Annotated in this window: 19 protein-coding genes and 1 pseudogene; 9 read left to right on the top strand and 11 right to left on the bottom strand. The window is 62.6% G+C overall.

The genetic code is table 11. The features are described from left to right. Together trpD and trpC are read left to right on the top strand one after the other, a co-directional pair. Nucleotides 1-553, top strand: a pseudogene (trpD, locus tag Q8Q83_RS06915) (anthranilate phosphoribosyltransferase); the annotation flags it as partial. Next, on the top strand, nt 550-1386 hold the full coding sequence (gene trpC, locus Q8Q83_RS06910) for an indole-3-glycerol phosphate synthase TrpC (RefSeq protein WP_305622311.1): 837 nt from the start codon (nt 550-552) through the stop codon (nt 1384-1386). The pseudogene trpD and the gene trpC, both read left to right, overlap by 4 nt. A gap of 129 nt (nt 1387-1515) precedes the next feature. Here the strand turns inward: trpC and crp are convergent, their stop codons facing one another. Further along, nucleotides 1516-2160 (bottom strand): cAMP-activated global transcriptional regulator CRP, encoded by a 645-nt coding sequence (crp, locus tag Q8Q83_RS06905; protein ID WP_305622309.1) that lies wholly within the window; start codon nt 2158-2160, stop codon nt 1516-1518. A 233-nt stretch (nt 2161-2393) separates the two neighbouring features. Between crp and Q8Q83_RS06900 the strand changes: the two genes are divergently transcribed. Beyond that, nucleotides 2394-2816: an OsmC family protein gene (locus Q8Q83_RS06900; protein WP_305622307.1), complete on the top strand. Its 423-nt coding sequence runs from the start codon at nt 2394-2396 to the stop codon at nt 2814-2816. Nucleotides 2817-2916: 100 nt separating this feature from the next. Here Q8Q83_RS06900 and coq7 read toward each other — a convergent pair whose 3' ends face one another. The 3 genes from coq7 to Q8Q83_RS06885 all read right to left on the bottom strand — a co-directional run bounded on the left by coq7 (nt 2917) and on the right by Q8Q83_RS06885 (nt 4781). After that, complete coding sequence (coq7, locus tag Q8Q83_RS06895; protein ID WP_305622305.1) at nt 2917-3564, bottom strand: 2-polyprenyl-3-methyl-6-methoxy-1,4-benzoquinone monooxygenase; 648 nt, start codon at nt 3562-3564, stop codon at nt 2917-2919. A 66-nt stretch (nt 3565-3630) separates the two neighbouring features. Further along, a complete protein-coding gene (locus Q8Q83_RS06890; RefSeq protein ID WP_305622304.1) occupies nt 3631-4443 on the bottom strand; it encodes a formylglycine-generating enzyme family protein in 813 nt (270 codons plus the stop codon). Beyond that, a complete protein-coding gene (locus Q8Q83_RS06885) occupies nt 4443-4781 on the bottom strand; it encodes a histidine triad nucleotide-binding protein (RefSeq protein ID WP_305622302.1) in 339 nt (112 codons plus the stop codon). Before Q8Q83_RS06885 ends, Q8Q83_RS06890 begins: the two co-directional genes overlap by 1 nt. 232 nt (nt 4782-5013) lie before the next feature. Between Q8Q83_RS06885 and Q8Q83_RS06880 the strand changes: the two genes are divergently transcribed. Further along, the gene (locus Q8Q83_RS06880) at nt 5014-6495 is read left to right on the top strand and encodes an AAA family ATPase (RefSeq protein ID WP_305622300.1); all 1482 of its coding nucleotides are present in this window, start codon (nt 5014-5016) and stop codon (nt 6493-6495) included. On the opposite strand, the gene Q8Q83_RS06875 is transcribed toward Q8Q83_RS06880, so the two are convergent. The 5 genes from Q8Q83_RS06875 to hemJ all read right to left on the bottom strand — a co-directional run bounded on the left by Q8Q83_RS06875 (nt 6492) and on the right by hemJ (nt 11075). Further along, nucleotides 6492-7283 carry an SDR family oxidoreductase gene (locus Q8Q83_RS06875; RefSeq protein ID WP_305622298.1) on the bottom strand — a complete coding sequence of 264 codons (792 nt, stop codon included), beginning with the start codon at nt 7281-7283 and terminating at the stop codon, nt 6492-6494. The genes Q8Q83_RS06880 and Q8Q83_RS06875 overlap by 4 nt on opposite strands. A gap of 58 nt (nt 7284-7341) precedes the next feature. Further along, nucleotides 7342-8298 (bottom strand): DUF805 domain-containing protein, encoded by a 957-nt coding sequence (locus Q8Q83_RS06870; protein ID WP_305622296.1) that lies wholly within the window; start codon nt 8296-8298, stop codon nt 7342-7344. 95 nt (nt 8299-8393) lie between these two features. Next, nucleotides 8394-9659 (bottom strand): alanine racemase, encoded by a 1266-nt coding sequence (locus Q8Q83_RS06865; RefSeq protein ID WP_305622294.1) that lies wholly within the window; start codon nt 9657-9659, stop codon nt 8394-8396. Further along, nucleotides 9656-10618, bottom strand: coding sequence for a nitronate monooxygenase family protein (locus Q8Q83_RS06860; protein WP_305622292.1), 963 nt, complete (start codon nt 10616-10618; stop codon nt 9656-9658). The genes Q8Q83_RS06865 and Q8Q83_RS06860 overlap by 4 nt, the downstream gene beginning before the upstream one ends. A 28-nt stretch (nt 10619-10646) precedes the next feature. Next, nucleotides 10647-11075: a protoporphyrinogen oxidase HemJ gene (hemJ, locus tag Q8Q83_RS06855; protein ID WP_305622290.1), complete on the bottom strand. Its 429-nt coding sequence runs from the start codon at nt 11073-11075 to the stop codon at nt 10647-10649. Between the two features lie 136 nt (nt 11076-11211). On the opposite strand from hemJ, the gene argC reads away from it, so the two are divergent. From argC to erpA, 4 genes are all read left to right on the top strand, one after another. Further along, nucleotides 11212-12246 (top strand): N-acetyl-gamma-glutamyl-phosphate reductase, encoded by a 1035-nt coding sequence (gene argC / locus Q8Q83_RS06850; RefSeq protein ID WP_305622288.1) that lies wholly within the window; start codon nt 11212-11214, stop codon nt 12244-12246. Nucleotides 12247-12293: 47 nt separating this feature from the next. After that, nucleotides 12294-12965, top strand: coding sequence for a DUF6776 family protein (locus tag Q8Q83_RS06845; RefSeq protein ID WP_305622287.1), 672 nt, complete (start codon nt 12294-12296; stop codon nt 12963-12965). Between the two features lie 9 nt (nt 12966-12974). Continuing rightward, the gene (locus tag Q8Q83_RS06840) at nt 12975-13385 is read left to right on the top strand and encodes a polymer-forming cytoskeletal protein (RefSeq protein WP_305622285.1); all 411 of its coding nucleotides are present in this window, start codon (nt 12975-12977) and stop codon (nt 13383-13385) included. A gap of 76 nt (nt 13386-13461) precedes the next feature. Further along, nucleotides 13462-13812: an iron-sulfur cluster insertion protein ErpA gene (erpA, locus tag Q8Q83_RS06835; RefSeq protein ID WP_305622283.1), complete on the top strand. Its 351-nt coding sequence runs from the start codon at nt 13462-13464 to the stop codon at nt 13810-13812. A 58-nt stretch (nt 13813-13870) separates the two neighbouring features. Here erpA and Q8Q83_RS06830 read toward each other — a convergent pair whose 3' ends face one another. Further along, nucleotides 13871-14962: an anhydro-N-acetylmuramic acid kinase gene (locus Q8Q83_RS06830; RefSeq protein ID WP_305622281.1), complete on the bottom strand. Its 1092-nt coding sequence runs from the start codon at nt 14960-14962 to the stop codon at nt 13871-13873. 5 nt (nt 14963-14967) lie between these two features. Next, the gene (locus Q8Q83_RS06825; protein ID WP_305622279.1) at nt 14968-16365 is read right to left on the bottom strand and encodes a peptidoglycan DD-metalloendopeptidase family protein; all 1398 of its coding nucleotides are present in this window, start codon (nt 16363-16365) and stop codon (nt 14968-14970) included. Between the two features lie 212 nt (nt 16366-16577). On the opposite strand from Q8Q83_RS06825, the gene tyrS reads away from it, so the two are divergent. Beyond that, the gene (gene tyrS / locus Q8Q83_RS06820; RefSeq protein WP_305622277.1) at nt 16578-17777 is read left to right on the top strand and encodes a tyrosine--tRNA ligase; all 1200 of its coding nucleotides are present in this window, start codon (nt 16578-16580) and stop codon (nt 17775-17777) included. The last annotated feature ends 353 nt before the right edge of the window (nt 17778-18130 follow it).

Genomic DNA, 18130 nt, shown 5'->3' with positions numbered 1-18130 from the left:
CCCACGCCGCGAACTGGGTCTGCGCACCATCTTCAATATGCTCGGCCCCATGACCAATCCGGCCGGGGTCAAGCACCAGGTGCTGGGCGTGTTCAGCCAGGCGCTGTGCCGGCCGTTGGCCGAAGTGCTGCAGCGCCTGGGCAGCGAGCATGTGCTGGTGGTGCACGCCCAGGACGGCCTGGATGAAATCAGCCTGGCCGCGCCGACCCATGTCGCCGAACTGAAAAATGGCGTGGTCAGCGAGTACAGCATTCAGCCGGAAGACTTCGGCATCAAGAGCCAGAGCCTGATCGGCTTGAGCGTCGAGGGCGCCGAGCAGTCCCTGGCGCTGATCCGCGAGGCGCTGAGCAAGCGCAAGACCGAGCAGGGGCAGAAGGCGGCGGATATGATAGTGCTGAATGCCGGCGCGGCGCTGTACGCCTGCGATCTGGCCGGCAGCCTGAAAGAGGGTGTGCAGCGGGCCCACGATGCCTTGCATACCGGTCTGGCCTGGGAAAAGCTGCAGGAGCTGGTGTCCTTTACCGCGGTATTCAAGCAGGAGAATGCAGGGTGAGCATCCCCACCGTTCTGGAAAAGATCCTGGCGCGCAAGGTCGAAGAAGTCGCCGCGCGCCGCGCCCTCGTCAGCCTGGCCGAGGTCGAGCAGCAGGCCCGTGCCGCCGCTGCACCGCGTGGCTTCGCCCAGGCCATGCTGGCCCAGGCCAAGCGCAAGCAGCCGGCGGTGATAGCCGAGATCAAGAAGGCGTCGCCGAGCAAGGGCGTGCTGCGCGAACACTTCGTCCCGGCAGAGATCGCCCAGAGCTACCAGGCCGGCGGCGCCACCTGCCTGTCGGTGCTGACCGATGTCGACTTCTTCCAGGGTGCCGACAGCTACCTGCAAGAGGCGCGCAACGCCTGCACGCTGCCGGTGATCCGCAAGGACTTTATGCTCGATCCCTATCAGATAGTCGAAGCACGCGCCCTGGGCGCCGACTGCGTGCTGCTGATCGTCTCGGCCCTGGATGATGGGCTGATGGCCGAGCTGGCGGCCACCGCCAAGGCCTTCGACCTGGACGTGCTGGTCGAGGTGCACGATGGCGCGGAGCTGGAGCGTGCGTTGAAGACCCTGGATACGCCGCTGGTGGGGATCAACAACCGCAACCTGCATAGCTTCGAGGTCAGCCTGGAAACCACCCTGGACCTGCTGCCACGGATTCCCCGGGACCGTCTGGTGGTGACCGAGAGCGGCATCCTCAATCGCGCCGATGTCGAGCTGATGGAAATCAGCGAGGTGTACGCCTTCCTGGTCGGCGAAGCCTTTATGCGCGCGGACAATCCGGGGGCGGAACTGGAGCGGCTGTTCTTCCCCGAGCGCAAGCGGGTGGTCGCCCGGTCCGACGTGGATTGAAGCGACGCCAATAAAAAATGGCCAGGAGCCATTTTTAACGTCGCGCAGCGACGGCCCGAAGGGTAGCTGCCATGGATGGCAGGTATAAAAAAGCCGACGCATGCGTCGGCATTTTTCTGCCTGCTGGTTTCAGCGGGTGCCGAATACCACCATGGTCTTGCCTTTGACGTTGACCAGACCCTGTTCTTCCAAGGCCTTGAGCACACGGCCGACCATCTCCCGCGAGCAGCCGACGATGCGGCCGATTTCCTGGCGGGTGATCTTGATCTGCATGCCGTCCGGGTGGGTCATGGCGTCGGGTTGCTTGCACAGGTCGAGCAGGGTGCGTGCCACCCGCCCGGTGACGTCGAGGAAGGCCAGGTCGCCGACCTTGCGCGTGGTGTTGCGCAGGCGCTCGGCCATCTGGCTGCCGAGGGCGTAGAGAATGTCCGGGTCCTGCTGGGTCAGCTCGCGGAACTTGATATAGCTGAGCTCCGCCACTTCACATTCGGTCTTGGCGCGTACCCAGGCGCTGCGTTCCTTCTCGGTGCCGTCCTTCTCGAACAGGCCCATCTCGCCGAAGAAATCGCCGGCATTCAGGTAGGCGATGATCATCTCGCGGCCGTCATCATCTTCGATCAGGATGGTGACCGAACCCTTAACGATAAAGAACAGGGTCTCGCAGCGATCACCTGCATAGATGATGGTGCTTTTCGCCGTATAGCGACGGCGATGACAGTGCGCGAGGAGTTTGTCGAGGTTCTTTATTTTTGGTGTAAGGGTAATAGCGACCATGCCCGAGTCCCGAAGATGTAAAGGTAAGCCTTTGTCTGACAGGCAATTTTTTAATAGTTATCCGGTCAAGTGTGCCAGTAATCCGGCGCCAGCTTAACAAAGCTTGCCCGGCTCGGCTCGGTTTTGCGACGTAGCTAACATCTAGCCGGGAACTCTATGGTCGGCAGACGGGTATCTGGTCGCGAAAAGTGCTGTGCTAAGCTGCCTCCCTTTTTAACAGCGGAGCCTGAGTAATGAAAGCGCGCATTCAGTGGGCCGGCGAAGCCCTGTTTATCGGCGAGTCGGGCAGTGGCCATGCGGTGGTGATGGATGGTCCGCCGGAGAGCGGTGGCCGCAATCTGGGTGTGCGCCCGATGGAGATGGTGCTGATCGGCCTGGGTGGCTGCAGCAACTTCGATGTGGTCAGCATCCTGAAAAAGTCCCGCCAGGCGGTGGAAAGCTGCGAGGCCTTTCTCGAGGCCGAGCGCGCCACTGAGGAGCCCAAGGTGTTCACCAAGATCCACCTGCATTTCGTGGTCAAGGGCCGCGGCTTGAAGGAGGCGCAGGTCAAGCGCGCGGTCGAACTGTCGGCGGAGAAGTACTGCTCGGCCTCGATCATGCTCGGTCGCGGCGGCGTGGCAATCACCCACGACTACGAGATAGTCGAACTGGACTGAAGCAGCCATAAGCCTCAAACCATAAGCTACAAGTGAAAACCAACAAGGGCGCCAGTGGCGCCCTTGTTGGTTACGCTATCGTCTTGCTTGCAGCTTGCAGCTACAGCCGATAGGTGCTTTTGGTCATTACCTTGGCCAGCAGGCTCATGCCGAACTTCAGCGGCGCCGGGAAGCGTAGGCCGCCGGCCTCCAGGGCATTGCAGGCGTGCTGCTGCTCATCGGCACGCATCTGTTCGAGGATAGCGCGCGACTTCTGGTCTTCCTGCGGGATCTGCTGCAGGTGCTCGTCCAGATGCTTGACCACCTGATCCTCGGTGGCGGCGACAAAGCCCAGGCTGATCTTATCGCTGATCAGCCCGGCGGCCGCGCCCACGCCGAAGGACAGGCCGTAGAACAGCGGGTTGAGCACGCTGGGCTGGCTGCCGAGCTGGCGGATGCGTTGTTCGCACCAGGCCAGGTGGTCGATTTCTTCGTCGGCGGCATGTTCCATGGCGGCGCGAATCTTGGGCAGCTTGGCGGTCAGGGCCTGGCCTTGGTACAGCGCCTGGGCGCAGACCTCGCCGGTGTGGTTGATGCGCATCAGGCCGGCGATATGCTGCGCCTGCAGTTCATCCAGCTCGGCTTCGGGTTGCACTATGGCCGGCGAGGGCCGGCTGGGCTGGCCGCTGAACGGCAGCAAGGTGCGCAGGGCCGCGTCGGCTTGCAGCAGTAGGCGATCAACAGGTGAGAAGTGACGTTCGCTGGCCATAAGGACCTCCGGCGCTGACAACGGCGGCCAGTTTACTCCAATCCCCGGCCCTGGGCTTGATCGAGATCAGGGCAGCTCGCGGAGGATGCGAAAGCCCAGGGCATAGTCCTTGTGCTGCGGTTGCTTCATATCCCGCTGGCTGCTGCGCAGGTAGCTCGGCCCGCTGTTCCAGGCGCCGCCGCGCACCACTCGCGGGCTGTTGTCCAGCAGGCTGGCGGCCCGTTGTTCGCTGCCGTCGAAGGGGCTGGCGAAGCGCGAGGCGGTCCACTCCCAGACATTGCCGGCCGTATCGTGCAGGCCGAAGGCGTTGGCGGCAAACTGGCCGATGCGTTCGGTCTGGTTCTGCATCAGCCGTGAGGTGGCGCAGCCGCGGCAATGGGCGCGCGGGCGGGCCTCCGGGCTGTCGAGTTGCTCGCCCCACCAGTAATAGCCCCGGCTACCGGCGCGGGCGGCGTATTCCCACTCGGCTTCGCTGGGCAGGCGGTAGCGCTGCCCGCTGGCCTTCGACAGCCATTGGCTGTAGGCCCGGGCCTGGTGCCAGGACACATGAATCACCGGACGCTGGGCGGAGAGGCCCCAGCCTTCGTTATCCGGCATGGCCGTACCGCTGGCCTCGGCATACAGCTGCCAGTCGGCGAAGCTGATTTCATGGCGGCCGATGGCGAAGGGCTGTTTGATCTCGATCGGCTGCGGTGGGCGCTCGTTATGGTTGCCGCGGCCCGTGCTATCGCCGAGGACGAAGCGCCCGGCCGGCACCACCACCAGCGCCGGGCCTTGTGCGCCTCCCGGCAGCTTGTCGCTAAACAGGCGCCCGGCCGCTTGGGCCGGTGCGCTTATGAGCAGGCTAGAGACGGCCAGCAGGCCCAGAACGCGGCGCATCAACCCGGCGGCCAGGTCATCTGGCGTTGGCCAAGCACGTGCATATGGATGTGCTGGACGGTCTGGCCACCCAGCTCGTTGCAGTTCATCACCACACGGAAGCCTTCCTCGCAGCCCTGCTCCTTGGCCAGGCGTTGGGCGGTGAAGAGCATATGCCCGGTCAGGGCATTGTCCGCTTCGGTCAGATGGAGGAGGGTGCTGATATGGCGTTTCGGGATCACCAGGAAATGCACCGGCGCTCGTGGGCCGATATCGTGGAAGGCGAACACCTGCTCATCTTCATACAGCTTGCGCGCCGGGATTTGCCCGGCGACGATCTTGCAAAACAGACAGTCCATGGTCAGTCTTCCGGTCTGTTGAAAGAGGCCCGAGTTTAGCAGTCCGTTGAAAAACTACCTACGTTGCCGATACGGCGTTAAAAACGGCCTCAAAATGCTCATTTACAGCACGTAAACTGCGCTTTTTCGGCCGTTTTTGCCTTGTCTCGGCTGCCTCGCCTACATTTTTCAACGGCCTGTTAGCGGTGCCCGTTAGCCACGGCCAGAGCTGTCAGGCCCACAAGGAGTTTGTGTGAAAAACGATATTCATGACCTGGGCCTGGTGCTCGATTCCAAAGCCAAGCTGATCCTGATCGAGTCCTGGGACGAGGCGCGGGTCTTGGAGACCCTGACCGGGTTGGCGGTCAAGCGTGGCCTGGGCTTGCAGATGTGGTCGGTGACAGAGGGCTTGCAGCGCCTGGGTTTCGGCAGCGAGGCGGGGGACGCAGGCGCGAGCCTGGAGCCGGAAGCCGCGTTGAGGCTGATCAAGGCCGACCCGCAGCCGACGCTCTATGTGCTGTGCGATCTGCATCCCTTTCTGGATGACAACCCCAAGCTGGTGCGCCTGCTCAAGGAAATCGCCATGAGCGAGGCACCGAGCAAGCCGACCCTGGTGCTGGTGTCGCATGCCTGCAAGCTGCCGCCCGAGGTGCAGCGCTACGCGTCGCGCTTCAGCCTGGCGCTGCCGTCCGAAGACGAGTTGCTGGCCATAGTGCGCGATGAGGCCAGCCTGTGGAGCGCGCGCAATCGCAATGCCCGGGTGCGTACCGACAATCGCACCCTGCAGCAGGTGGTGAAGAACCTGCGCGGCATGAGTCATGCCGAGGCCCGCGCCCTGGCGCGCAATGTGATTTGCGACGACGGCGCCATTACCCAGGAGGACTTGCCCGAGCTGAACAAGACCAAGTTCCAGTTGCTCGACCTCGAGGGCGTGTTGAGTTTCGAGTACGACACCGCGCGCTTTGCCGAAGTGGGTGGTTTGAGCACTCTCAAGCGCTGGCTGGGCGAGCGTCAGGGCATCTTCCTCGACGGCACGGGCGTCGATCTGCCCAAGGGCGTGCTGCTGGTCGGCGTGCAGGGCGGCGGCAAGAGCCTGGCGGCCAAGGCCGTGGCCGGGCTGTGGGGCTTACCCTTGCTGCGCCTGGATTTTGCCTGCCTGTACAACAAGTTCTTCGGCGAAACCGAGCGCAACCTGCGTGAGGCCTTGCAGCTGGCCGAGCAGATGGCGCCTTGCGTGCTGTGGATGGATGAGATCGAAAAAGGCCTGGCCAGTGGCGACCAGGATGGCGGCGTCAGCCAGCGGGTGCTCGGCACCCTGCTGACCTGGATGGCCGAGCGCAAGGCGCCGGTGTTTATGGTGGCCACCGCCAACGACATCTCCCGCCTGCCGCCGGAGCTGGTGCGCAAGGGGCGCTTCGATGAGCTGTTTTTCGTCGATCTGCCGGATAGCGCCGTGCGGGCCGAGATCTTCCGCATTCACCTGGTGCGTCGCGAGCTGGAGCCGAGCGGCTTCGACCTGCAGCGGCTGGCGGAGGCCAGCGCGGGTTTTTCCGGGGCGGAGATCGAGCAGGTGGTGGTCAGTGCCCTGTATGCCGCGCAGGCTCAGCAGCAGTCGGTCAATCAGGTGCTGTTGCTGCAGAGCATCCAGGGCACTGCGCCCTTGTCGGTGATCATGGCCGAAGACCTCGACGCCTTGAGGGCCTGGGCCGATGGCCGCACGGTGAATGCCGGCTAGCCGGCGCTGCTGACCTGGCGGTTCAACCGCCCCGTCAGACGGCGCACCAGCCAGCGCGGCGCCAGGCGCGGGCTGATGGCCAGCAAGCGATTGCGCCAGCCGGGGATGATGATTGCGCGGTTCTTCTCCAGGGCGTTGACGGTGATCAGCGCCACTTCTTCGGCGCTCATCATCAGCTTGCTGTCTTGCAGGGCATCGGCATTCATGCGCGCATTACGAAAGAAGGCGCTGCGGGTCGGCCCCGGACAGAGTACCGAGACGCGCACACCGTATCGCTTGAGCTCTTCCCGCAAGCCCTCGGAGAAGTGCAGCACATAGGCCTTGCTGGCGAAGTAGTTACTCATCCAAGGCCCGGGTTGAAAGCCGGCGACAGAGGCGACATTGAGGATCTGCCCGCTGCCCTGGCCGGCCATGATGCCGCCTATGGCATGGCAGAGGCGGGCCAGGGCCAGCACATTGAGTTCGATCAGCTGCTGTTCGCGGCTCCAGTCCTGGGTCACGAAGGCGCCTGAGGTGCCGATGCCGGCGTTATTCACCAGCAGATCGATGCTGCGCTCGCCCTGTTCCAGCTCATGCAACAGGCCGCTGACCTGCAAGGGTTGGCTGAGGTCGCAGACGCGAAACAAGACTTCTACGGCAAAACGCTGGGTCAGCTCGCAGGCGATGCTTTCCAGGGCATCGCGCTGGCGTGCCACCAGGATCAGGTTGCGTCCGCGCCGCGCCAGGGCTTCGGCCAGAGCCAGGCCGATGCCGCTGGAGGCACCGGTGATAAGGGCATAACGGGCCATGTGGTTCTCCAGGCTGGGGTCTGTTCGACCCCAGGCGACGCGCAAGGTTGCGCGCGGTTTACAGGCCCGCGTCGGCGTAGCCCATATAGGCGGGCAGGGCGATGGCGGCAACTATGCCGAGCACTATGATGCCCAGCCAGAGTGCGGCGAGCACCTTGACCGCGGTGCTGTTGGGCGGTGGCGGCGGGCCGAAGCGGTTGGCCTCGGTGCTGCCCGGGATGATAAACATCAGCAGGGAGAACACTCCGCCCACCACCGGCACCAGGTTGAGCAGCAGCAGCCAGCCCGACCAGCCGATATCATGCAGGCGCTGCACGCCGAACAGGATGCCGACCACCGCGATGGCCACACCCACCACGGCCATCAGCACGCCGCCGAGGATTTCCGACACGGCGAAGAAGCCGGCCGCCACCCCGAGCAGCGGCATACAGGCGAACATCAGTACCAGCGACCAGGCCAGGTAACGCAGGCGGCCGATGCGGCCCTCGCTGCTCAGCGGCTTCAACTCGCCGAATTCGGGCAGGACTTCGGCCACTGTGGCCTTGGGCGTGGCATAGGGGCTAGCCGTGGCGCCGGCATCGCTCGCCGGCGCTTCGGCATACAGCGCCTGCCGGGCGATAAACTTCTCGATGATGATGCCGCAGGCGCTGCACTCTGCCGCTTTTGGCTGTTGCTGGCCGCATTTGGGGCAGGTCATGTCGGTTGAATTGCTTGCCGGTTGTAAGGGCTGGCTCGCGACCTTGGGGTGGTCATCACTGGCCACCAGGCTCAGGCTGGCGGTGCCATCCTGCTCTTTGCGGACCTTGGCGCCGGCGCGTTGCAAGGCGGCGAGGTACTGGTCGGCCTCGCTTTCGCTGAGGCCGCGTTTGATCTCGATGGGGCTGCCGCTGAACAGCGCATTGATCCGTGCGCCATCGCTTTTGAACAGGCGGGAGAGATTGTCCTTGGCGGTTTCCAGGGCCACGTCGGGCATCAGCTCGCCGTTGAAGACAATCTTGAAACGGGCTTGGCTCATATCGGCTTCCTTGTCGGTGCCTGGGGGGTGTGCTACAGACTAGCTGGCCTGCAGGCCAGTAAACAAGCCACCTGCGCTGCAAATGTGGACTGTCTTCAGACTCTACTATGGGGTGCCCAGCGGCCGACCAGGCGCTCGTTGCGTAGCAGATAGAGCTCCGCGAAGGATTCGATCAGGCCTTCGGCGCGCTGCGGGCGCAGAAATACCCAGTCGTCGACGCCCAGCCCGCTGCTGCCCGAGCCGAGCAGACGCTCCTGATTGGCGCTGCGGCCATATAGCGCGTCGTAGCTCAGCCCCGCGGGGGCTACTGGATCTGCCGGCCATTGCCCGCCGTACAGGTAGTAGGCCTGCTGGCGGTTGGGGTTCCACGCCTGCAGCAGTGCCTGGGTGCCGTCGAGAAACGGCCATTGCCCCGCCAGGGCTTTTAGCACCGGGCTGGCGATCCACAGGGCGGGCCGATGGCCGGCCAATAACTCGACATCGAAGTCGCTGGGTTTGAGCAGGGCGGAGCCGACCGCTACTTCATTCAGCGGCGTAGCGCCTGCCGCGTGCAGCGCATAGGTCAGGCTACCGCCGCCATTGAGTAGCGCTTGTCGCGGCCAGAGCTCGCGGAACTCTGTGGCCGTGACGATAAAGGCCCGGTAGCTGGCAGTGCTCCGGGCGAATGCGCCGGCCTGTCCGACCCAGAAGGGCGTATGGCCGAGATGGCCGTCGTAGCCCATCAGCCCGCGGACGTGCAAGGGCGCCGGATTGGCCCGTAACCAGGCAAGTGCCTCGCCCAGCTGGGCCGGCGTGGCGAAGCCGCCCCGGGCCATGCCGATATCTATCTCCAGGGCGATCTGCAGGGGCTGGCCCAGCGCTCGGGCCAGCTCGGCGTATTCGCCGAGACGCGCCGGGCTATCGACCAGCCAGGTCAGTTGGCGAGCGGGGACGAAGGCGCTGCCTGCCGGCAGTTGCTGGTAGAAACGCAGGGCGGCGGCAGCGGGCAGCGGTTTGCCCAGCAGTAGGTCGGACTGTGGAAAGCTGTGCGCCAGCTGGTTCAGCTGCGGCTGGTGAAACACCATAAAGCGCTGGGTGCCGAGCTTGTTCGCCAGGTAGTCGAGCATGCCGATGGAGCCCAGGGATTTGGCCACCAGGCGCAGCGGCAGCTGGCTGCCGAGGCGCCGGGCCAGTAGCTCGGCGTTCTGGTCGAGGCGGCCGAGGTCGACTATCAGCAGCGGAATGCCCGGGCTTTGCTGGCGCAGCAGTTGATTGAGCCTGGCGAAGTAGGGCGTGTACGGCTGGCCGTGGTCGCCGGGGCGCAGCGCCCAGCCGCCGAGCAGGCCGATGGCGCCCAGGCCGAGCAGGCGGCGGCGTTTCATCCTGGCCAGCGTTGCTGCAGGCGCTGCACCTGGTTGAATGCGGCGCGGTACTCGCTATCCAGGCGGGCGATCAGCGTCGCGACTGTGGGCAGGTCGCTGATCGCGCCAACGCCCTGGCCGGCCGACCACACGGTTTTCCACGCCTTGGCTTCCTCGTCCACCGGCTTGAGCTTCTCGCCGTAGTTGAGCTCGCCCTTGTTCTGCAACTGCTTGAGGTCGTAGCCGGCCATTTCCAGGCTCTGGCGCATAAAGCTCGCCGGCACCCCGGAGACCGCCGGGGTGTGGATGATGTCGGCGGCCTGGGCCTCGAGAATCATCTGCTTGTAGGCCTTTGAGGCGGCATTTTCCTGGGTGGCGATCAGGCGGGTGCCCAGATAGGCCAGATCCGCTCCCAGCAGCTGCGCGGCGAGTACCTCGTGGCCCTGGTTGAGGCAGCCGGCCAGCAGCAGGGTCTTGTCGAAGAACTGACGGATTTCCGCGAGCAGGGCGAAGGGGCTCCAGGTGCCGGCATGACCGCCGGCTCCGGCCGCCACCGCGATCAAACCATCGACTCCGGCGGTGGCGGCTTTCTCGGCATGCCGGCGGGTGGTGACGTCATGAAACACCAGGCCGCCGTAGCTGTGCACCGCATCCACCACTTCCTTCACCGCGCCCAGGCTGGTGATCACCAGCGGTACCTTGTGTTCGACGCAGATCGCCAGGTCGGCCTGCAGGCGCGGGTTGCTGCCATGCACTATCAGGTTGACCGCATAGGGTGCCGAGTCCGCCGCAAGGCCTGCTTCGATCTCTTCCAACCAGGCGTTGAAACCGCTGCTTTCGCGTTGGTTGAGGGCCGGGAAGCTGCCGACTATGCCGCTGTGGCAGCAGGCCAGCACCAGCTGCGGATTGGACACCAGAAACATCGGCGCGGCGACCACCGGCAGGCGCAGGCGCTGTTCGAGCAGAGCAGGCAGGGACATGGGCGTTTCCTTTTAGCAGGGCGACGAGTTAGAAGGGTTTGACCACCACCAGAATGACGATGGCCAGTAGCGCCAACACCGGAGCTTCATTGAACCAACGATAGAACACATGGCTGCGGCGGTTTTCGCCACGGGCAAAGGCCTTGAGCTGGGCACCGCAGGCAAACTGATAGGCGATCAGCAGCAGCACCAGACTCAGCTTGGCGTGCATCCAGCCCTGGCTGAAGTAGTGGCTGGGGTTGAGGCTGAGCAGCCAGATACCGAGGCCCAGGGTGGCGATCATCGAGGGCAGCATGATGCCGCGGTAGAGCTTGCGCTCCATTATGCAGAAGCGCTCGCGGCTGAGCTCGTCGCTGCTCATGGCGTGGTAGACGAACAGGCGCGGTAAATAGAACAGGCCGGCAAACCAGCAGACCATGGCGATGATGTGCAGGGCCTTGAGCCACAGATAGAGCATTATGGGGTCTCGAATCGACAAAGTGCTTCGATAGTAGTGGCCGCTGCGCTATCCGTCATCACTGGCGGTTGGCCCCTGGCCGAAGCGGCTTTATCATCGGCAGCTTTCCAATGGTGTTAATGCAAAGGGGCAAGTGATGATCAAGGTCGGAATCGTCGGCGGCACGGGTTATACCGGCGTCGAGCTGTTGCGTTTGCTGGCGCAGCATCCGCAGGCGCAGGTCGAGGTCATCACCTCGCGCTCCGAGGCGGGCCTGCGCGTCGACGAGATGTACCCGAACCTGCGCGGTCATTACGACCAGCTGGCTTTTAGCGTGCCCGATGTGGCGACCCTGGGCGCTTGCGATGTGGTGTTCTTCGCCACTCCCCATGGCGTCGCCCATGCCCTGGCCGGCGAGCTGCTGGCGGCTGGGACCAAGGTGATCGACCTGTCCGCCGACTTCCGTCTGCAGGATGCCGAAGAGTGGGGCAAGTGGTATGGCCAACCGCACGGTGCCCCGGAGTTGCTCGACGAGGCGGTATACGGCCTGCCGGAAGTCAACCGTGAGGCGATCAAGCAGGCGCGCCTGATCGCGGTGCCGGGCTGCTATCCGACCGCGGCGCAGCTGGGTTTTATTCCCCTGCTCGAAGCCGGGCTGGCCGATACCACGCAGCTGATCGCCGACTGCAAGTCCGGGGTCAGCGGTGCCGGGCGCGGTGCCAGCGTCGGTTCGCTGTTCAGCGAAGCCGGGGAAAGCATGAAGGCCTACGGGGTTAAGGGCCATCGTCATCTGCCGGAGATTCGCCAGGGTTTGGCCCGGGCGGCCGGCAAGGCAGTGGGGCTGACCTTCGTACCGCACCTGACGCCGATGATTCGCGGCATCCATGCGACGCTGTACGCCACTGTGGTGGATCGTTCGGTGGATCTGCAGGCGCTGTTCGAGAAGCGTTATGCCGACGAGCCCTTCGTCGATGTGATGCCGGCCGGCAGCCATCCGGAGACCCGCAGTGTGCGCGGTGCCAACGTCTGCCGCATCGCCGTGCACCGTCCGCAGGATGGCGACCTGGTGGTGGTGCTGTCGGTGATCGACAACCTGGTCAAGGGCGCTTCGGGTCAGGCCGTGCAGAACATGAATATCCTCTTCGGCCTGGATGAGCGCCTGGGCTTGTCCCACGCCGCGCTGTTGCCCTGATGGCGGGCTGGGAAGTTCGGCCCAGCGATCCCGGTCGAGCCAGGCGCATGCGCCTGGCCTGGCTGCTGCTGGTGCTGGCGCTGCCACTGGCCTTCTATGCCGGCACCTGGTGGCAGGCGCGTAGTGGGCTGGTCGAGGGACAGCAGCAGGTGCGTGTGGCTGAACTGCAGCGCGAGCTGGATACGCTGCGTCAGCGTCTGGCCGTGGTCAGCAGCGGCGAGCAGTTGGCGCAGCAGGCCAATGAGCAGAGCCGTCTGACCATCAAGCTGCTGGAAGAGCAGATCTATCAGCAGCAACAGGATCTGGCCTTCTACAAAGGCGTGCTGGCCCCCGCCAGCCGGCGCGAAGGCCTGCGTATCAAAGCCTTTGAGGTGCAGGCCACGGACAGCCCCCAGCTGTTTCGCTACAAGATACTGCTGAGCCGGCTCGGCAAGGGTGACGAGCCATTGGAAGGACAGCTGCGGGTGACTGTGCTGGGGAGTCAGGCTGGCAGCGAAACCGAACTCGAGTTGGCGGCCTTGACCAAGGGCCTGGCGGATGCCTTGCCCGGGCAGGCGATTCCCTTCGCGTTCAAGCACTTCCAGGCGATTCCCGAGGCGGAGCAGTTTGCCGAGCTGAAACTGCCTGAGGGTTTTGTTCCGCGTGAGATCAAGGTGCAGGCCGAGGTGCAGGGCGCAAAGCCGTTGCTGCGCACATTCAAATGGGGCGACGAGGAGTGACTCTGGCTTATGTGGAATAAAGACAAGAACAAGACGGATCTGCAGCGCTTCAGTGGCAAGACCAGCCTGATTGCCGTCGGCGCCGAGCTGCAGGGCAATCTGCGCTTCCAAGGCGCGGTGCAGGTGGATGGCAAGGTCAAAGGTAACCTGTTGGCCAGCGAAGGCTTGGTCAGGGTCAGCGTACAGGGCCAGGTTGAAGGTGAGATCCGCGCCCCCCATATAGTGATAGACGGTGAGGTAATAGGCGATGTCCACGCCAGTGCGCATTTGGAGCTGGGCGCGCGGGCGCGGGTACGCGGCAATCTGTATTACGGCTTGATGGAAATGGCCATGGGCGCGCAGATCGAAGGCCGTCTCTGTCATTTGCAGGATGCGCCACGACCGTTGGAGCTGCCGGAAAGCCTCAATCCCGTAGAATAGTTGACCGCTTTTCTCAGGTAAGCGGATAATGCCAGCCACCACGCAGTATGGCGCTTAGCGCCGGGAGTTAGTCAGCATGAGCGTCGAAACCTTCACCCCCACGGCTTTGCTATTTACGCAGGGCGCGGCGAACAAGGTGAAGAGCCTGGTCGATGAAGAGGGTAATCCGCGCCTGAAACTGCGCGTGTTCGTCACTGGCGGCGGCTGTTCCGGCTTCCAGTACGGCTTTACCTTCGATGAAGAAGTGGCCGAGGACGACACCATAGTCGAACGCGAGGGCGTCAGCCTGGTGGTCGATCCCATGAGCTTCCAGTATCTGGCGGGTGCCGAAGTCGACTACCAGGAAGGTCTGGAAGGCTCACGCTTTGTCATCAAGAACCCGAATGCGGCCACCACCTGTGGTTGCGGCTCGTCGTTCTCGATCTGATCAGCATTGTTCTTTAGCGCAACGCCGTGCCCAGTGCACGGCGTTGTCGTTTCTGCGTTCAGGCGGGGTAGATCGCGCCCAATACGCGCAAGCCTTGCGCGCCGGTGACGCTGGGGCGGTTGGCCGGGATGCCTTCCAGGCAGCAGTGCGCCAGCCAGGCAAAGGCCATGGCTTCCACCCAATCCGCGGGCACGCCATAGGCTTCGGTGCTGCTCACCCTACAGCCTGGCAGCAGCGCCGCCAGCCGCTGCATCAGCGTCAGGTTGTGCGCGCCACCCCCGCACACCAGCAGCTCTTCGGTGTTCTGCTGGGCGGCTTGCAGGGCATCGATAACGCTTATGGCGGTCAGCTCCAGCAGGGTCGCTTGCACATCTTCCACTGTATAGGGCGGCAGGACGCGCAGCTGCTGATCCAGCCAGGCCAGGTTGAACAGTTCGCGGCCGGTGCTTTTCGGGCCCTGGGTCTGGAAGAAGCTATCGCTGAGCAGGGATTGCAGCAACTGCGCTTGTACTTGGCCGGTCGCAGCCCAGTTGCCGTCCTTATCGTAGTCGACGCCTCGATGGCGTTGAATCCAGGCATCCAGCAGTACATTGCCGGGACCGCAGTCGAAGCCATGCACCTGCTGGTCAGGTTCGAGCAGGCTTAGGTTGCTGAAACCGCCAATATTCAGGATGGCACGGCGGCTGTGCGGGCTGGCGAATAGGGCTTCATGAAAGGCGGGAACCAGCGGTGCGCCTTGCCCTCCGGCGGCTAGATCCCGGCGGCGAAAGTCGCTGACCACACTGATGCCGCTCAGCTCGGCAAGCAAAGCCGGGTTGCCTATCTGGATACTGAAACCGCGAGCCGGCTCATGGCGCACCGTCTGGCCGTGGCTGCCAATCGCGCGTATGGCCTGTGGCGCCAGTTCATGCTGCAGCAGCAGCTCGGCAATGCCTTGGGCGGCCAGCTTTACCCACTGCTGTTCGGCGATGGCGGCGCGGGCTAGCTCGTCCGGGCCGGATACACACAGGGCCAAGAGCGCCGTGCGCAGCTCTGCCGGCATGGGCAGATAGCGGGTGCCAAGGAGGCGGGTGCTGTGGCCTTGCTGGATCAGGGCGATGTCCAGACCATCCAGGCTGGTTCCAGACATCACACCAAGGTAGAGGGGCATTGGTGTCAGCGCGGGTTGAGGGCGAGCAGGGTGGATTTTTCCTTGTCCATCTGCGCCATCAAGGGCTTGCTCTGCTGCATAAAGCGAGCTTTTTCGCTGCGGGCGATGGGGTCGCTCATCGGCAGTTTCTGGCTCAGCGGATCGACGTGGACGCCACTGATCTGGAACTCATAGTGCAGGTGCGGTCCGGTGGAGAGGCCGGTCGTGCCGATATAGCCAATGATCTGACCTTGCTTGACGTTGGCACCATTGCGCACGCCTTTGGCGAAGCCTTGCATGTGTGCGTACAGGGTGCGGTAGCGCTGGCCGTGCTGGATGATCACGGCATTGCCATAACCGCCATGGCGCCCTGCCAGGGCTATCCGACCATCTCCCGCGGCCTTGATCGGGGTGCCACGTGGCGCGGCATAATCCACGCCCTTGTGTGCGCGGATCTTGTTCAGGATGGGGTGGCGGCGGCCGTTGGAAAAACGTGAGCTGATGCGGGCAAAGTCCACCGGCGTGCGGATAAAGGCCTTGCGCATGCTCTCGCCGTTGGCGTTGTAGTAGCTGGTGTTGCCTTGCTTGTTGGTGTAGCGCACGGCGCTGAAGGTCTTGCCGCGGTTGGTAAAGCGCGCCGAGAGGATATTGCCGGTGCCAACCTGTTTGCCGTTGACCACCTTCTCTTCGTAGATCAGCTCAAACTCGTCGCCTTCACGGATGTCCATGGCGAAGTCGATGTCATAGCCAAATACGTTGGCCAGGTCCATGGTCAAGGCGTGGGATAAACCCGCGCGCTTGGCCGACAGAAACAAGGAGCTGTCGATCACGGCGTGAGCGTAGGTGGTTTGCACCTCGGGCTTGACCAGCTCGCGCTTGAAGCTAAAGCCCTTGTCGGTTTTCGCCAGGGCAATGCTTTCCAGGTCGCTGAGCTTGCTATGCAGGCTTTCCAGTTGGCCGTCAGCGGTCAGCTGGAACTCCAGCTCCTGGCCGACCTTGAGGCGGGTGAGCTGCTTGGCTTCTTTGCTGCTGCTAAGTACCTGATGCACGGTGCTCGCCGGCAAGCCTACCTTGGCGAACACGGTTGAAAGGGTATCGCCGTTGCCCACTTGGATGATTCGGTGCAGTGGATCCACTTCAGTCAGTGGCTCTGCTGGCACGGCGCTTTTGCTGGCGCTCTCTGCTGTTTGGGCGAAAGGCGAGTTGTCTTTAGTGAGCGTCAGGGCTGCTGCTGCCTGGGGTTCGCCCTGCTGTTCGGCGAACTCTGCGCCGTTGTCCAGCTCCAGATTGATATAGGTTCTCTTGGCTTCGACTTCGCGGGAGGGGAACACCAGCAAGGCTAGGCTGAGCAGTGCAGCGACGCCACTTGCGGCCAGAATATGGCTTTTGGGGTAAAGGGGTGACGCTTTGGCTGTCGGGGTCATAGGCGGCTTTTGACTTTGAAAATGAATAGAAAAAGATAAGCAAAATGATGAATATGCAGTAACTGTATAAAATATAACCAAATCGTGTGCTAGGCAACCCCGGTTGTCGCGGAGTCGTCTTAAGCTGTGCGCTCGGCGGGCAAAACTTGTGATTTGTCAGCGATCTTGTATGGTTGGTTCCCTTTTGTTTTTGAGTGGTCGTGAGTCCTGTCATGAAGTCGGTTGAAGAGCAGTTGGCGCTGATCAAGCGTGGTGCGGAAGAGGTTCTGGTTGAGGCCGAACTGGTTGAGAAGCTCAAGCGTGGTCAGCCGCTGCGCATTAAGGCTGGTTTTGACCCGACTGCACCGGATTTGCACCTGGGGCATACCGTCCTTATTAATAAGCTGCGCCAGTTCCAGGAATTGGGTCATCAGGTGATTTTCCTGATTGGCGACTTCACCGGCATGATCGGCGATCCCAGTGGCAAGAGCGCGACTCGCCCGCCCTTGACCCGTGAGCAGGTGTTGGAGAATGCCGAGACCTACAAAACTCAGGTGTTCAAGATCCTCGATCCGGCGAAAACCGAGGTGGCATTCAACTCCACCTGGATGGACCAGATGGGGCCTGCGGATTTTATCCGCCTGACCTCGCAGTACACCGTGGCTCGCATGCTTGAGCGCGATGACTTCAGCAAGCGCTATTCGACTAATCAGCCGATTGCCATCCATGAGTTCCTCTACCCTCTGGTGCAGGGCTATGACTCGGTAGCATTGCGTGCGGATGTCGAATTGGGAGGGACTGATCAGAAGTTCAACCTGTTGATGGGGCGCGAGTTGCAGCGTTCCTATGGTCAGGCGTCGCAGTGCATCGTCACCATGCCGCTGCTGGAAGGGTTGGATGGTGTGAAGAAGATGTCCAAGTCCCTGGGCAACTATATAGGCATCCAGGAAGCGCCGGGCGTCATGTACAACAAGCTGGTCTCCATGCCTGACGCCTTGATGTGGCGCTATTTCGAGCTGCTCAGTTTCCGCTCCATGGAAGAGATCGAGCAGTTCAAGCGCGATGTCGAGCAGGGCGCCAATCCGCGTGACATCAAGATCAAGCTGGCGGAAGAGATAGTTGCGCGCTTCCATGGCGAAGAGGCTGCGGCCAGTGCCCATCGTTCAGCGGGTAACCGTATGAAGGAGGGTGAGCTACCTGAGGATCTTCCTGAGGTGGAACTGTCTGCTGCTGAGGATATGCCGATCGCTGCGCTGCTTAATAAAGCCGGGCTGGTCAAGAACGCAGCCATGGCTCGCGATCTGCTGGGCTCTGGTGGCGTGCGCGTGGATGGTGAGGTGGTGGATCGCTCCTTTATATACAAGCTGGGTGCGACCCATGTTTGTCAGGCCGGTAAGAAGGCTTTTGCGCGTATCAAGCTGAAAGCTGAATAAACGTTCAAATAAGCGTTGACGTAGAATTGGCTTGGCCTATAATGCGCACCTCTTCCGGTGCAGGCCTCTCGGAAAACTTCTTCTAAAACAAGAAGTTAACTTAAAAATAGAGGTTGTAGTTTGGCGAAAGCCAAGTACAATGCGCCGGGCTGGCAGGGTGGTGGTTTGATCCTGTCGGTGCTTAGGTCGAGTCGATCGAAAGCGGTTGAAGGGGTGGTTGACAGCGGTTTGAAACGCTGTAGAATTCGCCTCCCGCTGACGAGAAGCTAGAAGTTGATCGGAGGTGCAAGTGGTTGAGTTTGAAAAGAAATTTTCGAAATCACTTGACGGAGAATGAGGCTGCTGTAGAATGC

This window comes from Pseudomonas sp. (assembly GCF_030696055.1).
Taxonomy (GTDB): Bacteria; Pseudomonadota; Gammaproteobacteria; order Pseudomonadales; family Pseudomonadaceae; genus Aquipseudomonas.
Note: the sequence above shows the minus strand (reverse complement) of the source record. Positions and strands in the feature narration are given on the sequence as shown.